We start from the raw sequence: 18,065 nt of genomic DNA on the forward strand, positions 1-18,065 counted from the left end.
TTAAATTATTGAATTTAGATATTGATTATTAAGTGATAATCGTTTATACTAATGTTAAAACACATAAAAGTAATTTAACAAAATATGGTTTATAACCACTTTTGTAAAGTTTGTTACTAATGTGTTTTTTATGTTTTAATAAAGAAATAGAGAGAAGAGAAAAAATGCCACAAGAAGAAGAATTATTAATAAATGGTGGTTAGCCCTAAATACTGGACCACTTTTGGATAGACAGTTTTAAATTTTTATTTGTGAAATTGGTGGTTTTAGAAATTTAGAATGTATTCTTTCGTAATTATAAAACATAATATATTGGTTTACATCATTTATAGCTTCATTGAGAGAAAAATATTGATTTGAACCTTTAGGTAGTCATTCTTGAGATAAATGAGAAAATCAGTTTTCAGATATTACATTGCCACCAATATCATAAGGTTGTTTTTTGCTTAAAATTATTTGCTTATCAGCAGCTCAATTTGTGATGTCTTGACAATAAAATTCGTTGGCGTTATCTGAGTGTAAAATAACGTTTTTTACTTGGTTTCAAGAGAATTGTTGATTTATTTTTTCAAGTGCAGGAAGGATTAAATCTTGATAGGATTTGTTTGAACATGTATTATAGCTTACAATATTATTTGAATAAAAATCAATAATTACAAAAAGATATAATCAACCTTCTTTAGTATTTATTTGTTTAGTGTCCATTGATCAAATTTGATTTGAAGAGGTTGTACTTTTATAATCTTTGTTTACTTTATCCATTGTAGGTATTCACTTATTTGGATTTTTTTTGTTTTTAGGATAGTTATTTTTAGTTTGTTTTAATCCTTGAAGATTGTGATCTTTCATAATTTTTCGCATTTGTTTTGTTGATAATTCTAGATTTAAAATAATATGTTTGTATTGTTTTAATCATTCTTTAAATGCTGAAAAAATTCGTAAATAGCCATAAATTTGTCCTTTTCTTGTAAAATGAAATTCAAGTAAAAGTTGGCATAATTCTTGATATTTATGTGTACAATTACTAATTTGATTTTTTTCTTTTTTAATAGGGTTTTGTTTGTTTTTTACAAAATAATATGTTGATCGGTTTAGTTGAAGATGTTGGCAAAGATATCTAATTGAATATTGGTTTTTGCTATCATCAATAATTTGAATTTTTTGTTTGATATTTAACTTGTTAATTACTAATGCTATTTGTTTAATTTTATCCATTATTAAAAATCCTTTCATGTCAAAATTAGTGTTAATTGTATAACACAATTGTTTTTCGAATACATTCAAGTTTTTTTTAAATTAATGGTCTAGTAAAAAGGGCTAAGTAGCAAATAGCAAGTAGCATCTTTGGAAAAATGCTAATAGCAAAAGTTGGATAGATATTGAATTTCGAATCATTTTATGATTACGGCTTCTAGTATGTATTCAGTTGGTTCTTTAACTAGTTTAGTTGAATATTTAAGTAAAATTATTTATGCTCCAAATATTTTATCAACAATTATACGAGCAGAAGTTTTATGTTATACTTCTATCTTAATAGATAAGGGTATAGAATATTTAACAAAAACACATATGTGGTTTGCTTTCAAAAGATATTTTAATTGTTTAAATAATAATGAAAATGATGAGTTAGAATCATTACTTTCTCAACAATCAAAATGTATGAGTTTTTTAAAAAGTGATGGTTATTTAACAGCAATGGTAATTGCAACTATATAATAGATAATGCAATTAAAACTGCAGCTGTTATGTATACTGCTGATAGATTACCAGAATTTGAATCTACATTTTTTCAAGTTCCAATGTTTGCTATTATGTTTGGTTTAATTATCAATGATACTATTGGTAATAAAGTATTAAATAAATATGCTAAAAAACAATGACAGAAATTTTTTAAGTCTACTCCAAATAATGAATTAGAGGAAATAGTAACTAATAGTAATTATATGAGTATTAATAGTAGTGATGAACGACAATTAACTAATAACTTTAATGATGAATTGGTAAGTGTTATTAATAGTATTAATGGTCCTGCTTTTGTTGGTTATTCTAGAACTCCTTCAATTGCATAAAATTTATTTGAATGAAAATATAAAAAGTTAGAATAAACTATTCTAACTTTTTTTTATAATTTACCAATTTCTAAACTTCCCAGTGTACTAATAGCACGTACATAAATTAACATTGATTTTCATAATTCGTCAACTTTAATACATTCATTATATTGATGTTCAGTTGAGTTAGTATGATCAAATATAGCACCAAATGCTACACAATTTGGCATTGCTCTAGCATAAGTTCCACCACCAATTGCAATTGGTTTTGCTTTTTTATCATCAGTAACTTCTTGATAAATTTCCATTAATTTAATAACAATTGTTGATTCTTGTGACATATATAATGGTTTATCATAATGTTGTTGTTTTATTGTTAAATTATAAGGTTTTAATATTTTTGTTAATCTATTTAAAATTTCTTGTAAATCAGTTTTAACTGGAATACGGATATTACATCCTAATTTTGAACTTTTGCTATTAATTTCAACAATGCCAACATTAATAGTAAAACTTCCAGATTCATCATCTAAATCACCAAAATATTTTGTTAAAGCAGTATCTTCTTGTAAAATATCACCAACAAATTTAATTAGATTATGTTCAACTTTAAGTTCATTTAAAATTAATAAACTTCTTAATCCTGCATTAATTCCTTCATCTGGTCGTGACCCATGTGCTGGTTTACCATGAATGGTAATTTGTTGATTATTATTTTCAATTCGATATTTCTTATTTTTCCCAATTTTAACAAATGATTCAATATCAACACCATTAATATTACTAATAGAACAAGTGACATTGTAAGCATCACCTGCATTAATAACAATGGATTTATGACCCGTACCAATAATATCTAAGTTAATAATTCCTTTTTCAGCATATACTAGCGGAAACATACCATCAGGAGTAAAACCAAAAGTTGGAGTACCTTCTTGCTTCATATATGTGTTAATTGAATCTCATGTTGTTTCTTCAGTTAAACCAAAGATAACTCTAATTCGACGATTTGGTTGATAGCCATGATCTTTTAAATATTTTAAACAGTATAGAATAATAATTGTTGGACCTTTATCATCTAATACACCTCGTCCATATAAAATATCATTAATAATTTCTGGCGAAAAAGGTGGAATTTTTCATTCTTCTAAATTACCTGGTGGTACAACATCAAGATGACCTAACATGGCAAATATTTCTTTACCATCACCATATTCTAAATATCCATACTTATTGTTTTTATCACGATAAGTTTTAAAACCTAATTCTTGTCCTAAATTAATAGCATAATCTAATACTTCCTTAACATCAGGCCCATAAGGTGCTGCTGTTGTGGGTGGTTGAGCATATGATTGAATTTTAACAATTTCTTTTATTTTTGTTAGTGCTTGCGGAAAATATTTTTCTTTTAGCAATTTTTCATTAAATTCCATGTTTATTCACTCCTTGATATATAAATTTAAATAGTAGTATTAGTTATACTATCAACTATTAAATCATTTAACAATAATCAGGAACTATTTGTGCAAGATAAATGATTATTTTTTATTTTTATTTGTTTATTTTTTATTAATTTACTAATCAGTGGCTGCTCTAGAATATTATCATTTTTGTTAAATTTTATTCCCTTTTTTAGTAATAAACCTTGTATTAATTTTTGGATTAAAATTTCATTTGTTGATAAAATACTATTTTTTTGATTGTTATTATTAATGTTATTGCTATTAGTAATTATTATTGCTTTATCTTCTGTTTTAATATATGAAACAGCATTTGGACCAATTCCATAATAGTTTTCTAATAAACAATATGCAATAATATATTTTGATTGATTATTAGTATTTTTACTATAACTATAGTATTCATAGTTATCATATTTGTGCTTTTTTAAGAAATTATTAATGTATCTTTTAATAGTAATATTTTGTTTGTGATTATAACTATCATAGCTAATATGAGGTGTTTTTAATTGCATACATATTTGTAAATCATTATTAATATCAATTACTGTTTGATGAGGAAGATTATATTTTAAATCAATTGAGAAATTATTAATTTTTAAGTTAATAGCATCATTAATAATTTCTATACTTTGTTGATAATTAAATTTGTTATTTAATTGATTTTTAAAACTAATTATTTTTCAAATTAAACGATTAATTTGAAATTTGGAAAATAATTGTAGAGTTGTGAAATTGGTATTATTAATAGTACATTCAAAGTTGTATTCTTTGATAGTGGTTGTCAATGGTTTAAGTATTATTAATAGTTGTTCTAAAAAAATAATTGGTAAAACTGACTTATTTTTGTTAGCAAGATAAATTGTTTTTAAGTTTAATTGGTATTTATTTATTATTTTTGTTAATTCTTTTTTAATACTTTCTATAAAATAAGAATAGTTAGTATTTACTTCATGTTTAAAATTAGGTATTTTTAAATATAAATGTTCAATGGTAGTTTGTGTATTCATAAATAAATGATACTATATTTAATTTAAATTACTATTAAATATTAAATATAATAAAAAAGATTTATTTTAAAATAAATCTTTTTTATTATATTTATGTTCGTGCTTTTCAATGTTGTTCTTTTGCAATATTTTTATTTCCTTTTGAAGAAATTTTAGTTTTTCAAGAAGGGTAATTTTCACCTTTACTTTTTGCATTAACAATATTCATTGGATCTAAATTATATAATTCAGTTGTTCCTTGTTGACTAGTAGGACGATGTAGAACAATAGTTCAAGAGTAAGTTTCTAAGTTATCTGCTGCACTATAATCAGTAGTAAATGAATCACGAAACATTCAAGCACCACCATAATCTTTACGATATAATTTATCACTAACAGCATCAATTATTTCCGCTTTTTCTCAAACAGCTTCAATTTGTTCTAGTGTTCAATGGCGAGTAGCAACTTTTTGCACTTCGATTGTTTCTTTTTTTGTTTTTGTGTTTGTTTTCTCTATTATTGGTTGTGTTTCTTCAACAGTTATTGTTGTTGCTTGTTCATTAAAATTAGATATTTCAGATTCAGAATAACTATTGTCTTTAACATCAAAACCACCTTGATTTTTTGGTTGGTAATTAGTTTCGTTATTAATATTACTTTCTGTTGTTGGTGATTTTGAATATATTGTTGTATCTTCTACACTTGTTTTTTCAACTGTTGGTTCTGAATATATTGTTGTATTTTCGATATTATCATTTATTTCTTCTTCATTTGTAATAGATTCGGATTTAAGATTAGTAAGAGTACCTGGTGTTGGTGAAACAGTTTCGGCATGATAAGCACCTTGCGTTGGTGTTTGTGATAGTTCATGATTAGTATAATGGACAGTTGTTGTTGAAGGGTTAGTGATTATTTTTTCTTGTGTTAGATCTTGCTTAAGAACAGTATTGTTAGTTTCTTGTTGTTCATTATTTTGAGGTACTGGTATTGGTACGACGTTAGGAAGCGTTATCGTATCATCAACTTCTTTTTTTGCTATTACTGTTTCTTGTTTTGCTTTTGGTTTAGCAATAGGCATTAATAGTGTATTTGATTTGTATTTAGAGGTAATATTAATAATTAATCAGAGACTGTGGATTAATAAAAGTATTGCAAATAGTTCAGCCAACATTCATGGTAAAAAAGCTATTAGAAAGTTACCGGTTGTATTTATTATTTCGCCGTCTTTTTTATTAGCTAAGAAAGAAAAAGTTTTAAATCTAAAAATAAAAAATACAATAAGAAAGATAACAAATATTGCTGAAAAAATAAAACTTATTAAACAAAAAAGTGCTGATACACTATTTTTAGTTTTTAAAAAAATAAAAGGTACGACTACTAATGCTAAAGATAAACCATAGACTATGAAAACAATAATACTTATTATATTGAAACTAATTTGTAAATTAGAATTAGGTTGTTTTGGATTATTGAATCATTTAATATAGTTATCAACTGCATCTCGACCAATAGTTGTTCATAAACCCCAACCTATCATTAAACTCGTAGTAATTAGAAGGCCATTAATAAGAATTGTTAATTTGCTATATAGACCAATACGATAAATTTTTGGTTCTTTCATTGAACTAGAATTTATTTCCTCTATCATAAAAATACCCCAATCTATTTTTAATATACTTACTCTTTTTATAATTATATCAAATTAAAAATTAAGATAGTGTCGTGTAATTAATTGAACTGGAAAAATGAACAATATTAATATATTATTCTATTAATATTGGTTTTTTAAATAAAATGAAAGTCTTTTTATTAAGATGATAATATTTACTTACATTTTATAATGTTAATAAAATTAGTAACAAGCATATTTATTGATAGATTAAAAAAAATAAACTATAATTTTAATTATTAAATTAAAGTTTTAGAGAAAAGGAAGATAAAAAGATATGTTAAATAAAACAGTAAAATAAATAAAAATAATAATTTTCGAATAACTATGTTATTTAAATAATGAATTTATTAATAGTTAAAATATTAGGTATTAATGGAGAACTTGGTCATATACTTGGTCATATAATAAAATTAAATAAGATTATTAATTTGAATGGAGAAAATTTATGAATAAAGAAAAAAGTCAAACAAAGATTAGTCATTTAGATAGATTAAAGTTAAAAACATTACCTAATAAAAAAGCGGCTGCGTTAAAAATACTTTGAGTAGCAGCAACACAACTATTTCGTAAAGAATTAACAACAGAAATAACTATTTCAAAGCAATTATTAGGATTAGAAAAAGAATGTTTACAATCAGTAGTATTGAACTGTATTAATAAAGATTCTAAGCAAATAATTTGAACTAAAAATATTTCTTTACCCCTTGATGAACTATGTTTATCATTTGGTATGTATAAATTAAGTGTTACTTTGAAAAATACAAATAAAGAGGAATCTAATTATTCTGGTTTATTAAATACAAATGATAAATCTGAAGAAACAATAGTATATGAATTATTATTTGATGGAAAATGATTTAAAATAAATGATATTGAAAGTTCCAATATGAATTTGGCAGAAAGATTAAAATGCAAAATTAATGAATTAGAAAGTAATTTAGAATGTGATAGTGATTTTGATGACATTGAAAAAAAAGAAATTAATACAATTGATTTACAAACTCAATCATCAACAGTTAAATCTAAATTAAACTTACCAAACTATTATATGCAAAAAAGATTTCAATTGAAATCTTTTTTTCTATATTTGTAAAATATTAAAAAGTTTATTGCATAATTTTAAAACTTTAGCAAAAATAAGTGTAAACTAAATAAACCTATTGTTTTTTATTTTTAAAATAATGGGTTTTTTATTTAAATAAGGGGGAATCAAAATGAGTTTACAAACAAAAACTATTATTGAAGAAGAATTAAAAAATGTAGCAGATTTAACATGATTTACTAAAAATTAGGGAGCGTACCGATGTTGTCAATAATATTCAAATTTGTCTTAAAATTATAAAATTAGACGAGAATAATTTTGACTTCAATATGCAATTCTATGTTAATCTTAACACTTGAAAAATATTAGTCAACAATAATACTTACTTTTATAACTTAAAAATTCTTATTAAAGTAAACTTTAATAAGTTTTATTTTATTTTTGGTTTTTTGAAATCTTTAATTTTAATTTATAATAACTGAATGGCAGTATTTATTTGATAGCATTTAAAATTAACCATTTTTGTATACATATCAATGTTATAGGTTCTATCACCAATCATATGCTTTAAAATTTGTTTAATATTAGTTTCAGTAAAACAACCAATATTTTCAACTAGTGCTTGGTTTAATACACCATCTTTTGCATTAATAAAATAACCAACTTTTAATTTTTTATATTGCAAAGTTAATCATTGTAAAAAATCAATTAATTCATAATATTGACCTTTTGAAAATAAATTTATTGCATTTTGATAGTGTAACTTAGCAATTTTATTTTTTCTTCTTCCAGCCATTATAGCAAGAAATAAAACATGAAAAGCATGAAATTTATCTAAAATAAATTTAGCATTTAAAATTGTAGCAGTTTTTCTAATTCATTTTACACTATCTCCACAAACTATTAAATTTGCTTGGTGAAAATTTTCAAAAAATAAATTACCATATTTTTCAATTAATTTTGCAGTTTTTTCAGAACCAATTTCTGTTTTTGATACTCTTATTTGACAGGCGGCTCTTTTATTAAGGGCGCATCACTTTAACTCCTAGTTTCATAAAATAACAAAGAACGATATAACTATCGTTCTTTTTTTGTTAAAAGATTAAAACTTCATAAAACTGTCGTAGAAGTCTAATAGTGAGTACAAAATGTAAATACTTCTATATCAGAATAAAAGAGCATTTAATGTTAAGCAAGTTAAAATGTTACACTGTATCGCTTAATGTAATTATAGATTAATTTGAATAGCCTTATTATGGCTCAGTAAATAACCCATTAATCTATATTAATAATTACATTTGTATTATTTAAAAAAATAGGGGGTTTATATATAAATACATACCTCATTAACAATATCATAACACAATAAAAAATTAAAAGGAGAAAAATAAATATGAAATATATTTACTTATTAAAATATGAAGTCAATTATACTAATCAAATAAAATTTAAAGCATTTTCAACTGTAGAGCATGCTAATAATTATCATAGAAATTATAAACATCATTTAATTAAAGATGCTTATATTGAAAAATATGAAATATTAGTAATGGAATTAGACATAAATTTAAATAATAAGGAATTAAATAAAAAACTTAATTAATGAAAGGAAAAATATTTATGGAATATAGAGAATATAGAATGAATAGTTCTTGTGATAAATGTAGAAAACAATCTTCTTTTGGTAATAGATTATGTAATAAATGTTTTTGAATATTAATAGGTAGAAAAAAATATGAGTAAATTTATTTTTAAAAAAGAAACTCATCAATATTTTTTAGAAAATAAAGAATTAATATCTGTTTCTAGAATTATTGATAATTATTTAGGTTTTGGATATAGTCATATAGCACCAGAAGTATTAAAAAATGCTTCAGTTCGTGGTAAATGAGTTCATAAACTTAATGAATTATATTTACAAAATATTAATCAAGAAAATATAATTAATAATTTATTAAAAAAATTAAAACCAGTAACTAATAATATAAATTATTCTTATTGTAAAAAATCACTTATATTTTTACAAGAAAAATTTAAAGATAAAAATAATTATGAATTTATTATAGAAAAACCTATTAATGATAGTGTAATTGCTGGAACACCAGATTTAGTTTATTGAGATAAAAAAGAAAATAAATATTATTTAGTAGATTATAAAACTTATGCCTGTATAGATGATGATAAATTAAAAAGAATTAAATTACAATTAACTGCTTATTATTGTATGTTACTTGCTAATGGTATATGGCCATCTAATAAAACTTATGTTTATTTAACTAATAAAAATACTCAAAAAGAAATAGAAATTGAAATAACCAATGAATTAATACTTGAATGAATAAATGCAAAAACAAATTATTTTAAAGGAGAAAAATAAAAAATGGAATATAAATTGGAATATTGTAAAAATAAAAAATGTAATTTTAATGAATTATTAGTTAAAAATCTTAATGCTAGAATTGAATTTTTAGAATATCAAATTGAAGAAATTAATTTAAGTCAATTAAATTTATGAGAATTAGATGTGTTCAGAGGTCAAATTAAAGAATTAAATATTTTAAAAAATAATATTAAAGAATGATTAAGAAGAAATAAAAATGATTAATGAAAAAACAATTAAAGAAAAAAATATTTATTCTTGTAATTCAATTGAATTTGATAAATTACCTAAAAAATTAGATAGTAATTTAAATAATTGAATTGTTATGAATAGTCATTTAATAGTTAATCCTAGTAAAAATATTGAAGTACATTTAGATAATAGATTTAAAACAATTAAAAAATGATAGGAGAAAAATTATGGATAATCAAACTTTAATTTTATTAAAACACTTAGGAAAAATTAATAAAAAATTAGATGAAATTTTAGAATTATTAAATAAAAAAGGAGAAGAAAATAATGAGTAATAATACTAAAAATGAATTAAAAATTCCTAATTTTATTAAAAGTAATAAAGAAGAATTATTAAAATTTAGAAATTATTATGAAATGATTATAAATTCTAGTAAAGATTTAAAAAATATGAATACTCAAAGTTTAATTAATGCATTAATTAATTTATATAAGTTAAATCTTTCAATTAATCCTATAAAAAAAGAATTAGCATTAATTCCTTATGGTGATGAATTACAAGTGCAAATTCAAGAAGATGGTTGATTAACATTATTGCAAAGAACTGGATTAGTTGTTGATTTTCAAAGAGAAAAAATAACAACTGCACATAAATTTAATAAAGAAAATAATAAATGAGAAATTAATCCAGCATTAATTTTTGAAAGAAAAACAATTAATACTATTGGTTATTATTGTTATATTTCACTTTTAGATAAAAATGGTAAAATTAATAATTTTTATAAAGGAATGACTGTTGAAGAAATTAATCAACATAAAGATAAATATGGCAAAACTTATAATAAAAAAAGTCAAGAATGAAAATTAAATCATATATGAACTTCTGCTTTTGACCAAATGGCTTTAAAAACAGTTGTAAAAGCATTAATTAGAGAAATTAATAAAACACCAATTATAGTATTAAATAATCAAGATGATATTAATTTAGCACTTCAATTAGACCAAGGTGTAGTAATTGATGAAGAAACAATTGCTTATAAAGATAATACTGGTGAAGAAGTTAAAATTATTAATTCAAATAATGAAACTGATAATAATGATTTAAATTCTGCTTTATCTAAATTAGAAGAATTAGAAAAAGAAGAAGAAATAATAGAAAGTTTTGAAGTTTAATATGAATAAAGAAAAATTAATTATTTGATTAAATAAACAAATTAATATTTGTTTATGTGACTCTTTAAAAGAAGTAGGTAAACTTACTGCTTATTATAAAATACTTGAATTTATAGAAAAAGGTGAATTTGATAATGACTAAACAAGATATTTTAGAAATAATAGATAAATTAAAAGAATTAAAAAACTTAGATGGAATAACTATAAATATAAAAATTGAAGATATTAATATTGAAAATAATTAATATTTAGGCATTTGACATATACTGTTCTTAATTTAACTCCTATTCCTTATTTTATTTCTCGCTTAAAATATGTCAATGTAAGTCCTAAATTTTATTTTATACAGAACGAAACTATAGAATTATTAAAAATTTGGATAACATTATAATTCTATAGTCCACCGTTTATTACGGTGCTGATGAGTTCATAAAAGGATGTGAAATAATGAGAAACATTAGAACTGAATGATTTTATAATGAAAAAAGTCCTAAAGAAATAAAATGTCGAACAGTAGAATTATTAAAAAATAAAGAAGATGCTTTATGTTATTTATTAGCATTAAATTTATATCCAAAATTATATCCACAAGATATTTTTTATTCATGAATTTTAGAAAATAATCAAACTGGATATTTAATTATAGTTGGTAATAATAGAGATACTATTGGACATATGAAATTTAAATTTATAAAAGGAGAATAGAAAATGCCAAATACAGAAAATTCACAATCAAATTATACTTTATTAAAATTAATAAGAATGGGAATAAGTCCATTATCAGCAATGATAGGCACTTCTGCCTACTATGGTCAGTTAATAGGAAATCCAGTATTAGGTTCAATAAATGCTTTGTTATTTAGTAAAAAATTAGGAATTGATATTTGAAATTTAAATCAAAGACCAAATACTAAAACTAAATTATTAAATAGTTCTAAAAAAATTATTTTAGGTTTAGGAACAATTGGATTGGTAAATTATGCTAAATTTACTAATGCAGATATTAATCCTAATCCAACTGAAAGTCCAATAACTACTACTATTGACCCATTCCCACCAGATTTATTATTAAGTACTACTAATAATAATGATAATCATTTAATGGATTGAGATACATTTATTAGTCTTAATTCATATGGTATTGCTAATTTAATTGCTGGAATTACTGAATTAATACCAAGTAAATTTGAAACTATACGTAAAATAGCAAATATGGCTACTGGTGGTTGCTTAATATCAAGTGGGGTTGCTATGGGTATTAATAATGATTTTATGAATGCTTATGCAGTACCAACAATAGTTGCTGGTGCATCTGAAATTATTCATAATCTATTGCCTATGGAAACTACAAATAATGTAGCAGAAATGCAAGAAACAACATTTACAAATGAAGCAAGAAGATTAATTAATAGCGATGCTATTAGTAATGGTAGTGGAACTAGTGACGTTTTATTTGAGCAACCAATATATAGACCAACTACATACGATAGTTTATAATTATGGTATTATTATTCTGTATTAATATCAAATAATATAACAAATAAGGGGTAATTATGAAAAATAATTGTAAGTGTATATCTAATGATTATTGTTATGATTGTAATGAATGATATTGTTGTGACTGCAATGATGGTCATAAAAATAATTGTGAATGCAATTAAAAAAACACCTAATTGGTGTTTTTTTATTATTAATAAATACTTTTAACTTCTGTTTGTTTATTAATAGAATTTAATTTAGTTTGTAATTTATTAATTTTATTTTGTTTTTTAAGTTCTTTTTTATTAGGGTCTGTTAAAGATTTACCAAATGCAACTAATGCTTTTCCTAATTTAATTAAAACATAACCCCCATTAATACATAAATTAGCAACTATAATAATTGTTGTAGTATCCATATTAATCACCACCTTTCTAAAAAATTTGATTAATTTTTAATACAATTTTTACAATAATGAATATAATTAAACCAGCAACCGCAGAAGATAATAAAACTCCTATTAAACCTAAAATAATCTTTATAATTTTAAAAAACATAATATTATTCCTGTAATTCTTCTAATTTTAAAAGTTGGCCAAATCTTGTAGGGTCACTAACGATAGCAATGGTATCATTTTGCATTTGTAAAGAAATTATTATTCTATCATTAACTTTATCTCAATTAATCTATAATTACATTAAGCGATACAGTGTAACATTTTAACTTGCTTAACATTAAATGCTCTTTTATTCTGATATAGAAGTATTTACATTTTGTACTCACTATTAGACTTCTACGACAGTTTTATGAAGTTTTAATCTTTTAACAAAAAAAGAACGATAGTTATATCGTTCTTTGTTATTTTATGAAACTAGGAGTTAAAGTGATGCGCCCTCAGCAGTTGGAGTTGCTCCAACCATAGTAATAGCACCTAAATTAGTAAATTCAATTGCTGTAGCAATATCAATACTTGAAGTAACTGTAAATCCTTTAACTAAATCTGGTCTTAATGCTTTACCTTCTGAAACTAAAAACTTATGAAAATTCTTAACATTACCATTACTTTGTAAAACAAAAGTATTATCTTGACGACGATTAAATGGAAATGCTAATGCTTCTTTATGTACTAATACAGCATCACATCCTAAAAAATTAAATGATTCTTGTTTATCAATAACTCCAGCTGGATAATTTCTTCCTAATCATGGACATTCTATAATTTTAATACCACCAATTTCTACAATTTTACCATCTTTTAATGCTTGACTTGCACTATCACTACCTAAAGTTGTAGTTGATAATAATACTAAAGGTTTAAAGAAACTAGATACTCATAATACATAATCTTCTTCATCTGTACCAATATATTCATCATTAATACGTGCTTTTAATGTTGCTAATGTATTTGATATTTTTAATCATAAAAGCATACGATAATCATCTATTTTTGGATTACTTGGTAATGCAATATTAATAATGCCATTATCTTTGGCTGTTTTAACTGCTAATGATAATAATTTAGCAACTAAATATATTTCTACTGATTTTGCTTTTCCATCAATTCAACTTGATGCTAAACTATCTGATACAAGAACATTACCATCTTCATATTTAGCACCTAATAACTTTAAATCTAATGTTTCTTCTTCAAAATTAATTTCTTTCTTTTTATTTAAAAGAATTTGTATTGTATCTGCTGTTGTTAAATTATTTGCACCAGCACCAGCAGTATAATCTTCAGTAGGATTTCTTTTTGTAATATTATAAATAGCAGTACCAGCATCTAATTGTTCTCTATTTTCTACTGTAGCATTAATTAATGCAACTCTTTTTGATAATAAAACTTTTAAATTTTTAATATATTTTACTGATAAATCTAATTTACCCGTTGGATTACTTGGGTCATTAATTGTTGTTAATTGTGTTGTAATAATTGCCATATTTTTAACCTACCATTCCTATTTTTCTAGTATCTACTTCATCTTCTTTTTCTTCTTTAAATTTATCTTTTACATCTAAAGAATTACTAATATTTGTATCTTTATTTTTATTAAATAAATGTGGAAAATCTTTATTTAATAATGATAATTCTTCTTCAATATCTTCTTTATCTCCAAGATATCTTTTTAATAAATTAATATTTTCTTGTGATAAATCATATTTTTTATAACTTTCTGAATGTCTAATTTCTCTATCTTTATCAGTTTTTTCTTTATATAAAGCATTATATTTTTCTTCTAATTCTTTATATTTTTCTTCTAAAGTTGGTTCTTTAGATTCTTCAGTTTCATTGTCTTTTGATTCACTTTCTGTTGAATTTGATTCAGTTTCTTCTTGTTCATCTTTTTCTTTTTCTTCCATAGTATTACCTTCTTTCATTTCATTTTCATTTAACATAATTACCACCACCTTTCTAAGTTGAACTTTTTGGATTTATTACCAATGATGTAGTTTGAAGATTTCAATCTGCTTTTGCTACAAATATGCTTCCAAGATAACTTCAACTTGTAAGGGTTGAAATAAATTGATATCTTAATACTATATATTTATTAAAACTAGTATAAGCCACTATTTTAAATCAAACGCTTCCTAATGAATCTATACCAGTTGTAGTTGGTAAATCATTAGTTCATAATAAATCATTAATATAAGTATTAGAAATACTATCATTAGGAGTTAAAGTTGCTATTTGTTTATCTTTACCTTCATTAATACTATTATTTATATTAAATGTTCAATTATTTGTAGCATCATTATGATTTCCAGAATTATTATCATAATAATTAACATTTGATTCAAATTGTGGATTTTTTTCATTAATATCTTTTAAATCATTTAAATTAATTTTTATAGGTGTAAATCATGATTTTTTATTACCAGTTGTTGATGTTCCTTTCAATGGAAATGAACCACTCATATTAAAATTAAAATTAAATGTCATACTTTCATAATCTTCTTTAAATTTATCAAAACTATCATAACCATAATCTTTAAATGAAAATAATATTGCTCTACCATAACCACTTAATTCTTCATTTACAGAAGGTCTCATTTGATAACTTTTATTTTCTGGTGTGGTACTAATAATACTATTTGTAATCCCATATTGATTTTGATTACTTAAATCAATAAATATAGGTTGCGCTCTTTCTATTAATGGTGGTGGTTGTATTGCTTGAGGATAATTAAATGGTTGGTCAAATTTAAAAGTATTATTTGCTAAAATAAATGTATTTTGAATTAATCTACTATTATTACTTGCTTTACCAACTGTTTGATATGTTCCTGCTCAAATACTAAAATTATCATTAACAGCACCACTTCTATTATCTGGCATACTATAAAATGTTATTTTAAAATTACTTTTACCAACAACTTTTATGTCAATCATATCAATTGCTCATTTAACAATATTTGTATTAGTAAAAGCTGGTGATTGTAATAATGAATTTGTAGAATCATCTTTTGGTAATAATATTGATTTATTAGGAAATATTTGACCTAAATTTTCAGTAGTATAATTATGTTCACCATCACTATTTCCATTATTAATATCAAATATTTCTAAATTCATAACATCCGTTAAATTAAATGTAAATGATGTCATATGACTTGCTGTTCCAGCAACTGCTTGTATAGCATCTGGTGTATCATTTCTAAATACATCTAATGGAATTAATGCTGGATTAGTACTTTGTGAACTATATAATAATGTTGTATAAAAATTATATAATTCAGCAGATATTAAACCATTTATATAAGGAAATTGTGGTATTAATAAATTACTTGATAATTTAGCACCAATATCTAAACCACCAACAAAAGCATTCATAAATGACCCAAATATTGGTATAGTATTAAGATTAATTTTAATAGTTTCTCTAACTGTTAAAGGTATTTCACTAATAGGATTATAAATAAAATAATGTAAAGCATTTATAGTATTTAATTGCTTAAATTTATTATTATTCATATTATAATGAGTATTACCAATAAATTTTTTATTATTTTTATTATAATATTGAAAATATGGATTACCAGCAATTGCATAATTATAATCTTCTATTTCAGCACCATTTAAAAAATTATTATCTCAATAATTTACTAATCTATTTGATACATCAACTTTATTAGTATTTTTAGTTTTTTCAACATTAGTTCTTAAATGACCTTCATAATGTTTTGTTGCACCATCATCATAATTTGGTGCAATTACTTTTTGTCAATCTTGATAACTATCCATTGTACTTTCACCAGGTACAGTTAAAACATAATTTGTTTCTGGTAATGCTTGAAAACTTACTGGGTCATAAGTTGAACATTGATATTGTCATGGAAATAATAATTTACTTGGATATTGTCTATATTTATGTTGTTTAGTATTAATAGGATTATTATCAATATCTCTACCTCATAATGCTATTGAAATAGGCTTTACTGAACCATAAAAAGATATCTGACAATGAGTAACTGGTAATGGAGTTAAATAATTATCATCTAAAACAATATTATTATTTTCATCTAATGCTGGTAATGCAACTGGGTCACCAGGCGCCCCTAATTGTACATATTGATTAATTGCTAATCCACTATGTGCTAATTTATCATTTAAACTACTAAAAGTACATTGAATATAAGCCAATTTTTTATTTTCATTATTATAAGTTTTACTAGCAACTTCAAGAATATATCATTGTCTATCAACTTTAATTGATTTATCAGTATTTATAACTTTATTAACTTCTGGAATCATATATAACTTATATAAATTAGAAACAATATTGTTAATAAAATTAAAATTCTTTTTTTCATTTGGAATATTAATAACTACATTTTTAATTGCTTGTTCTTGAATAAAAGCATTATTTGCTGGTGTAGCACTATAAGTGATACCTAATTGGTCACTTAAAATATTTCCATAAAATACATCACCAATTTGTAATTGTTTATATGCTTCATCTGGATTATCTTTATTTTGAATAGGATAATAAGAATGGTCTCAAACTGCCTGTATTGCTTCTCTTCTAGTAAAGATTTTACTAAAACTAGTATAATCATTAGGAATACTAGTTGGTGGTTTATACCCCGTTTCTGTTGAATTTATAGCACCTAAAATAATAGTAAAAGGACATACACGAAATTGTAAATCTTTATTTTGTGTAAAATCTTTTTCAATTTCACCAGTTGATTTTCAAACTGTTTTAATTAATTGATGATTTATTTTCGGTATCATTTTTAGTTTCTCCTAAAAAAGTATTATTAAATTCAATTTCTTCTTTTCTCATTTTTCTATTTTCTTTAAAAATGTTCATTGCTTCTTCTTCACTAACGCCATATCTTTTAACAATAATACGTTTTCTGTTAGTTAAATCTAATGCTAATTCTGCTTCATCAATTTCAAGTGATTTTAATCTATCTGTAATAGTATTTTCTTTAATTTCAAATGTTCATTTAGATTTATCACCATCTAATCCCATTAATATAAAACATCTTTGAAATATTTCATTTCAATCACTTTGATTTAAAGTTCTTTTAATTCTTGTAGTTTCCATATCACGAGAATTAGTAATTAATACTTCTGCTTCAGTTTTTTGACTTGTAGCTACTTGCTACTTGCTACTTAGCC

22 protein-coding genes are annotated in these 18,065 nt (G+C 23.2%); 12 read left to right on the forward strand and 10 right to left on the reverse strand.

What is annotated here, in order from left to right; translation table 4 throughout:
- Positions 1-237 precede the first annotated feature (237 nt).
- Complete coding sequence (locus tag SPIRDC1_RS04320; protein WP_174479968.1) at positions 238-1,233, reverse strand: IS3 family transposase; 996 nt, start codon at positions 1,231-1,233, stop codon at positions 238-240.
- Positions 1,234-1,398: 165 nt separating this feature from the next.
- On the opposite strand from SPIRDC1_RS04320, the gene SPIRDC1_RS04325 reads away from it, so the two are divergent.
- Complete coding sequence (locus SPIRDC1_RS04325; RefSeq protein WP_174480710.1) at positions 1,399-1,716, forward strand: hypothetical protein; 318 nt, start codon at positions 1,399-1,401, stop codon at positions 1,714-1,716.
- A gap of 29 nt (positions 1,717-1,745) precedes the next feature.
- A complete protein-coding gene (locus tag SPIRDC1_RS04330; protein WP_174480711.1) occupies positions 1,746-2,069 on the forward strand; it encodes a hypothetical protein in 324 nt (107 codons plus the stop codon).
- 53 nt (positions 2,070-2,122) lie between these two features.
- Here the strand turns inward: SPIRDC1_RS04330 and SPIRDC1_RS04335 are convergent, their stop codons facing one another.
- The 3 genes from SPIRDC1_RS04335 to SPIRDC1_RS04345 form a co-directional block, all read right to left on the reverse strand.
- Positions 2,123-3,484: a Sapep family Mn(2+)-dependent dipeptidase gene (locus SPIRDC1_RS04335; RefSeq protein ID WP_174480712.1), complete on the reverse strand. Its 1,362-nt coding sequence runs from the start codon at positions 3,482-3,484 to the stop codon at positions 2,123-2,125.
- 26 nt (positions 3,485-3,510) lie between these two features.
- Positions 3,511-4,521 (reverse strand): hypothetical protein, encoded by a 1,011-nt coding sequence (locus tag SPIRDC1_RS04340; protein ID WP_174480713.1) that lies wholly within the window; start codon positions 4,519-4,521, stop codon positions 3,511-3,513.
- A gap of 91 nt (positions 4,522-4,612) precedes the next feature.
- Positions 4,613-6,148: a hypothetical protein gene (locus tag SPIRDC1_RS04345; RefSeq protein ID WP_174480714.1), complete on the reverse strand. Its 1,536-nt coding sequence runs from the start codon at positions 6,146-6,148 to the stop codon at positions 4,613-4,615.
- A gap of 469 nt (positions 6,149-6,617) precedes the next feature.
- On the opposite strand from SPIRDC1_RS04345, the gene SPIRDC1_RS04350 reads away from it, so the two are divergent.
- Positions 6,618-7,265, forward strand: coding sequence for a hypothetical protein (locus tag SPIRDC1_RS04350; protein ID WP_174480715.1), 648 nt, complete (start codon positions 6,618-6,620; stop codon positions 7,263-7,265).
- A 418-nt stretch (positions 7,266-7,683) separates the two neighbouring features.
- On the opposite strand, the gene SPIRDC1_RS04355 is transcribed toward SPIRDC1_RS04350, so the two are convergent.
- Positions 7,684-8,010 (reverse strand): hypothetical protein, encoded by a 327-nt coding sequence (locus SPIRDC1_RS04355; RefSeq protein WP_174480716.1) that lies wholly within the window; start codon positions 8,008-8,010, stop codon positions 7,684-7,686.
- A 597-nt stretch (positions 8,011-8,607) separates the two neighbouring features.
- Here SPIRDC1_RS04355 and SPIRDC1_RS04360 point away from each other — a divergent pair.
- The 9 genes from SPIRDC1_RS04360 to SPIRDC1_RS04395 all read left to right on the forward strand — a co-directional run bounded on the left by SPIRDC1_RS04360 (position 8,608) and on the right by SPIRDC1_RS04395 (position 12,456).
- Positions 8,608-8,817: a hypothetical protein gene (locus SPIRDC1_RS04360; RefSeq protein WP_174480717.1), complete on the forward strand. Its 210-nt coding sequence runs from the start codon at positions 8,608-8,610 to the stop codon at positions 8,815-8,817.
- Between the two features lie 17 nt (positions 8,818-8,834).
- Positions 8,835-8,957: a hypothetical protein gene (locus tag SPIRDC1_RS10265; protein WP_255495914.1), complete on the forward strand. Its 123-nt coding sequence runs from the start codon at positions 8,835-8,837 to the stop codon at positions 8,955-8,957.
- Positions 8,950-9,591 (forward strand): PD-(D/E)XK nuclease family protein, encoded by a 642-nt coding sequence (locus tag SPIRDC1_RS04365; RefSeq protein ID WP_174480718.1) that lies wholly within the window; start codon positions 8,950-8,952, stop codon positions 9,589-9,591. The genes SPIRDC1_RS10265 and SPIRDC1_RS04365 overlap by 8 nt, the downstream gene beginning before the upstream one ends.
- 3 nt (positions 9,592-9,594) lie before the next feature.
- A complete protein-coding gene (locus SPIRDC1_RS04370; RefSeq protein WP_174480719.1) occupies positions 9,595-9,819 on the forward strand; it encodes a hypothetical protein in 225 nt (74 codons plus the stop codon).
- Positions 9,812-10,003: a hypothetical protein gene (locus tag SPIRDC1_RS04375; protein WP_174480720.1), complete on the forward strand. Its 192-nt coding sequence runs from the start codon at positions 9,812-9,814 to the stop codon at positions 10,001-10,003. The genes SPIRDC1_RS04370 and SPIRDC1_RS04375 overlap by 8 nt, the downstream gene beginning before the upstream one ends.
- A gap of 110 nt (positions 10,004-10,113) precedes the next feature.
- On the forward strand, positions 10,114-10,959 hold the full coding sequence (locus SPIRDC1_RS04380; protein ID WP_174480721.1) for a RecT family recombinase: 846 nt from the start codon (positions 10,114-10,116) through the stop codon (positions 10,957-10,959).
- Between the two features lies 1 nt (position 10,960).
- A complete protein-coding gene (locus tag SPIRDC1_RS04385) occupies positions 10,961-11,101 on the forward strand; it encodes a hypothetical protein (protein WP_174480287.1) in 141 nt (46 codons plus the stop codon).
- Positions 11,102-11,406: 305 nt separating this feature from the next.
- The gene (locus tag SPIRDC1_RS04390; RefSeq protein WP_174480722.1) at positions 11,407-11,664 is read left to right on the forward strand and encodes a hypothetical protein; all 258 of its coding nucleotides are present in this window, start codon (positions 11,407-11,409) and stop codon (positions 11,662-11,664) included.
- A 3-nt stretch (positions 11,665-11,667) separates the two neighbouring features.
- Positions 11,668-12,456: a hypothetical protein gene (locus SPIRDC1_RS04395; protein WP_174480723.1), complete on the forward strand. Its 789-nt coding sequence runs from the start codon at positions 11,668-11,670 to the stop codon at positions 12,454-12,456.
- A gap of 193 nt (positions 12,457-12,649) precedes the next feature.
- Here the strand turns inward: SPIRDC1_RS04395 and SPIRDC1_RS04400 are convergent, their stop codons facing one another.
- The 5 genes from SPIRDC1_RS04400 to SPIRDC1_RS04420 form a co-directional block, all read right to left on the reverse strand.
- On the reverse strand, positions 12,650-12,856 hold the full coding sequence (locus tag SPIRDC1_RS04400; protein WP_174480724.1) for a hypothetical protein: 207 nt from the start codon (positions 12,854-12,856) through the stop codon (positions 12,650-12,652).
- Between the two features lie 461 nt (positions 12,857-13,317).
- Positions 13,318-14,379 carry a hypothetical protein gene (locus SPIRDC1_RS04405; protein WP_174480725.1) on the reverse strand — a complete coding sequence of 354 codons (1,062 nt, stop codon included), beginning with the start codon at positions 14,377-14,379 and terminating at the stop codon, positions 13,318-13,320.
- A 4-nt stretch (positions 14,380-14,383) separates the two neighbouring features.
- Positions 14,384-14,836 carry a hypothetical protein gene (locus SPIRDC1_RS04410; RefSeq protein WP_174480726.1) on the reverse strand — a complete coding sequence of 151 codons (453 nt, stop codon included), beginning with the start codon at positions 14,834-14,836 and terminating at the stop codon, positions 14,384-14,386.
- 16 nt (positions 14,837-14,852) lie between these two features.
- Positions 14,853-17,672: a hypothetical protein gene (locus SPIRDC1_RS04415; RefSeq protein ID WP_174480727.1), complete on the reverse strand. Its 2,820-nt coding sequence runs from the start codon at positions 17,670-17,672 to the stop codon at positions 14,853-14,855.
- A complete protein-coding gene (locus SPIRDC1_RS04420; RefSeq protein WP_174480728.1) occupies positions 17,641-17,991 on the reverse strand; it encodes a hypothetical protein in 351 nt (116 codons plus the stop codon). Before SPIRDC1_RS04420 ends, SPIRDC1_RS04415 begins: the two co-directional genes overlap by 32 nt.
- Positions 17,992-18,065: the final 74 nt, after the last annotated feature.

Source organism: Spiroplasma endosymbiont of Danaus chrysippus (assembly GCF_902809815.1).
In the GTDB taxonomy this organism is placed as follows: domain Bacteria; phylum Bacillota_I; class Bacilli_A; order Mycoplasmatales; family VBWQ01; genus Spiroplasma_E.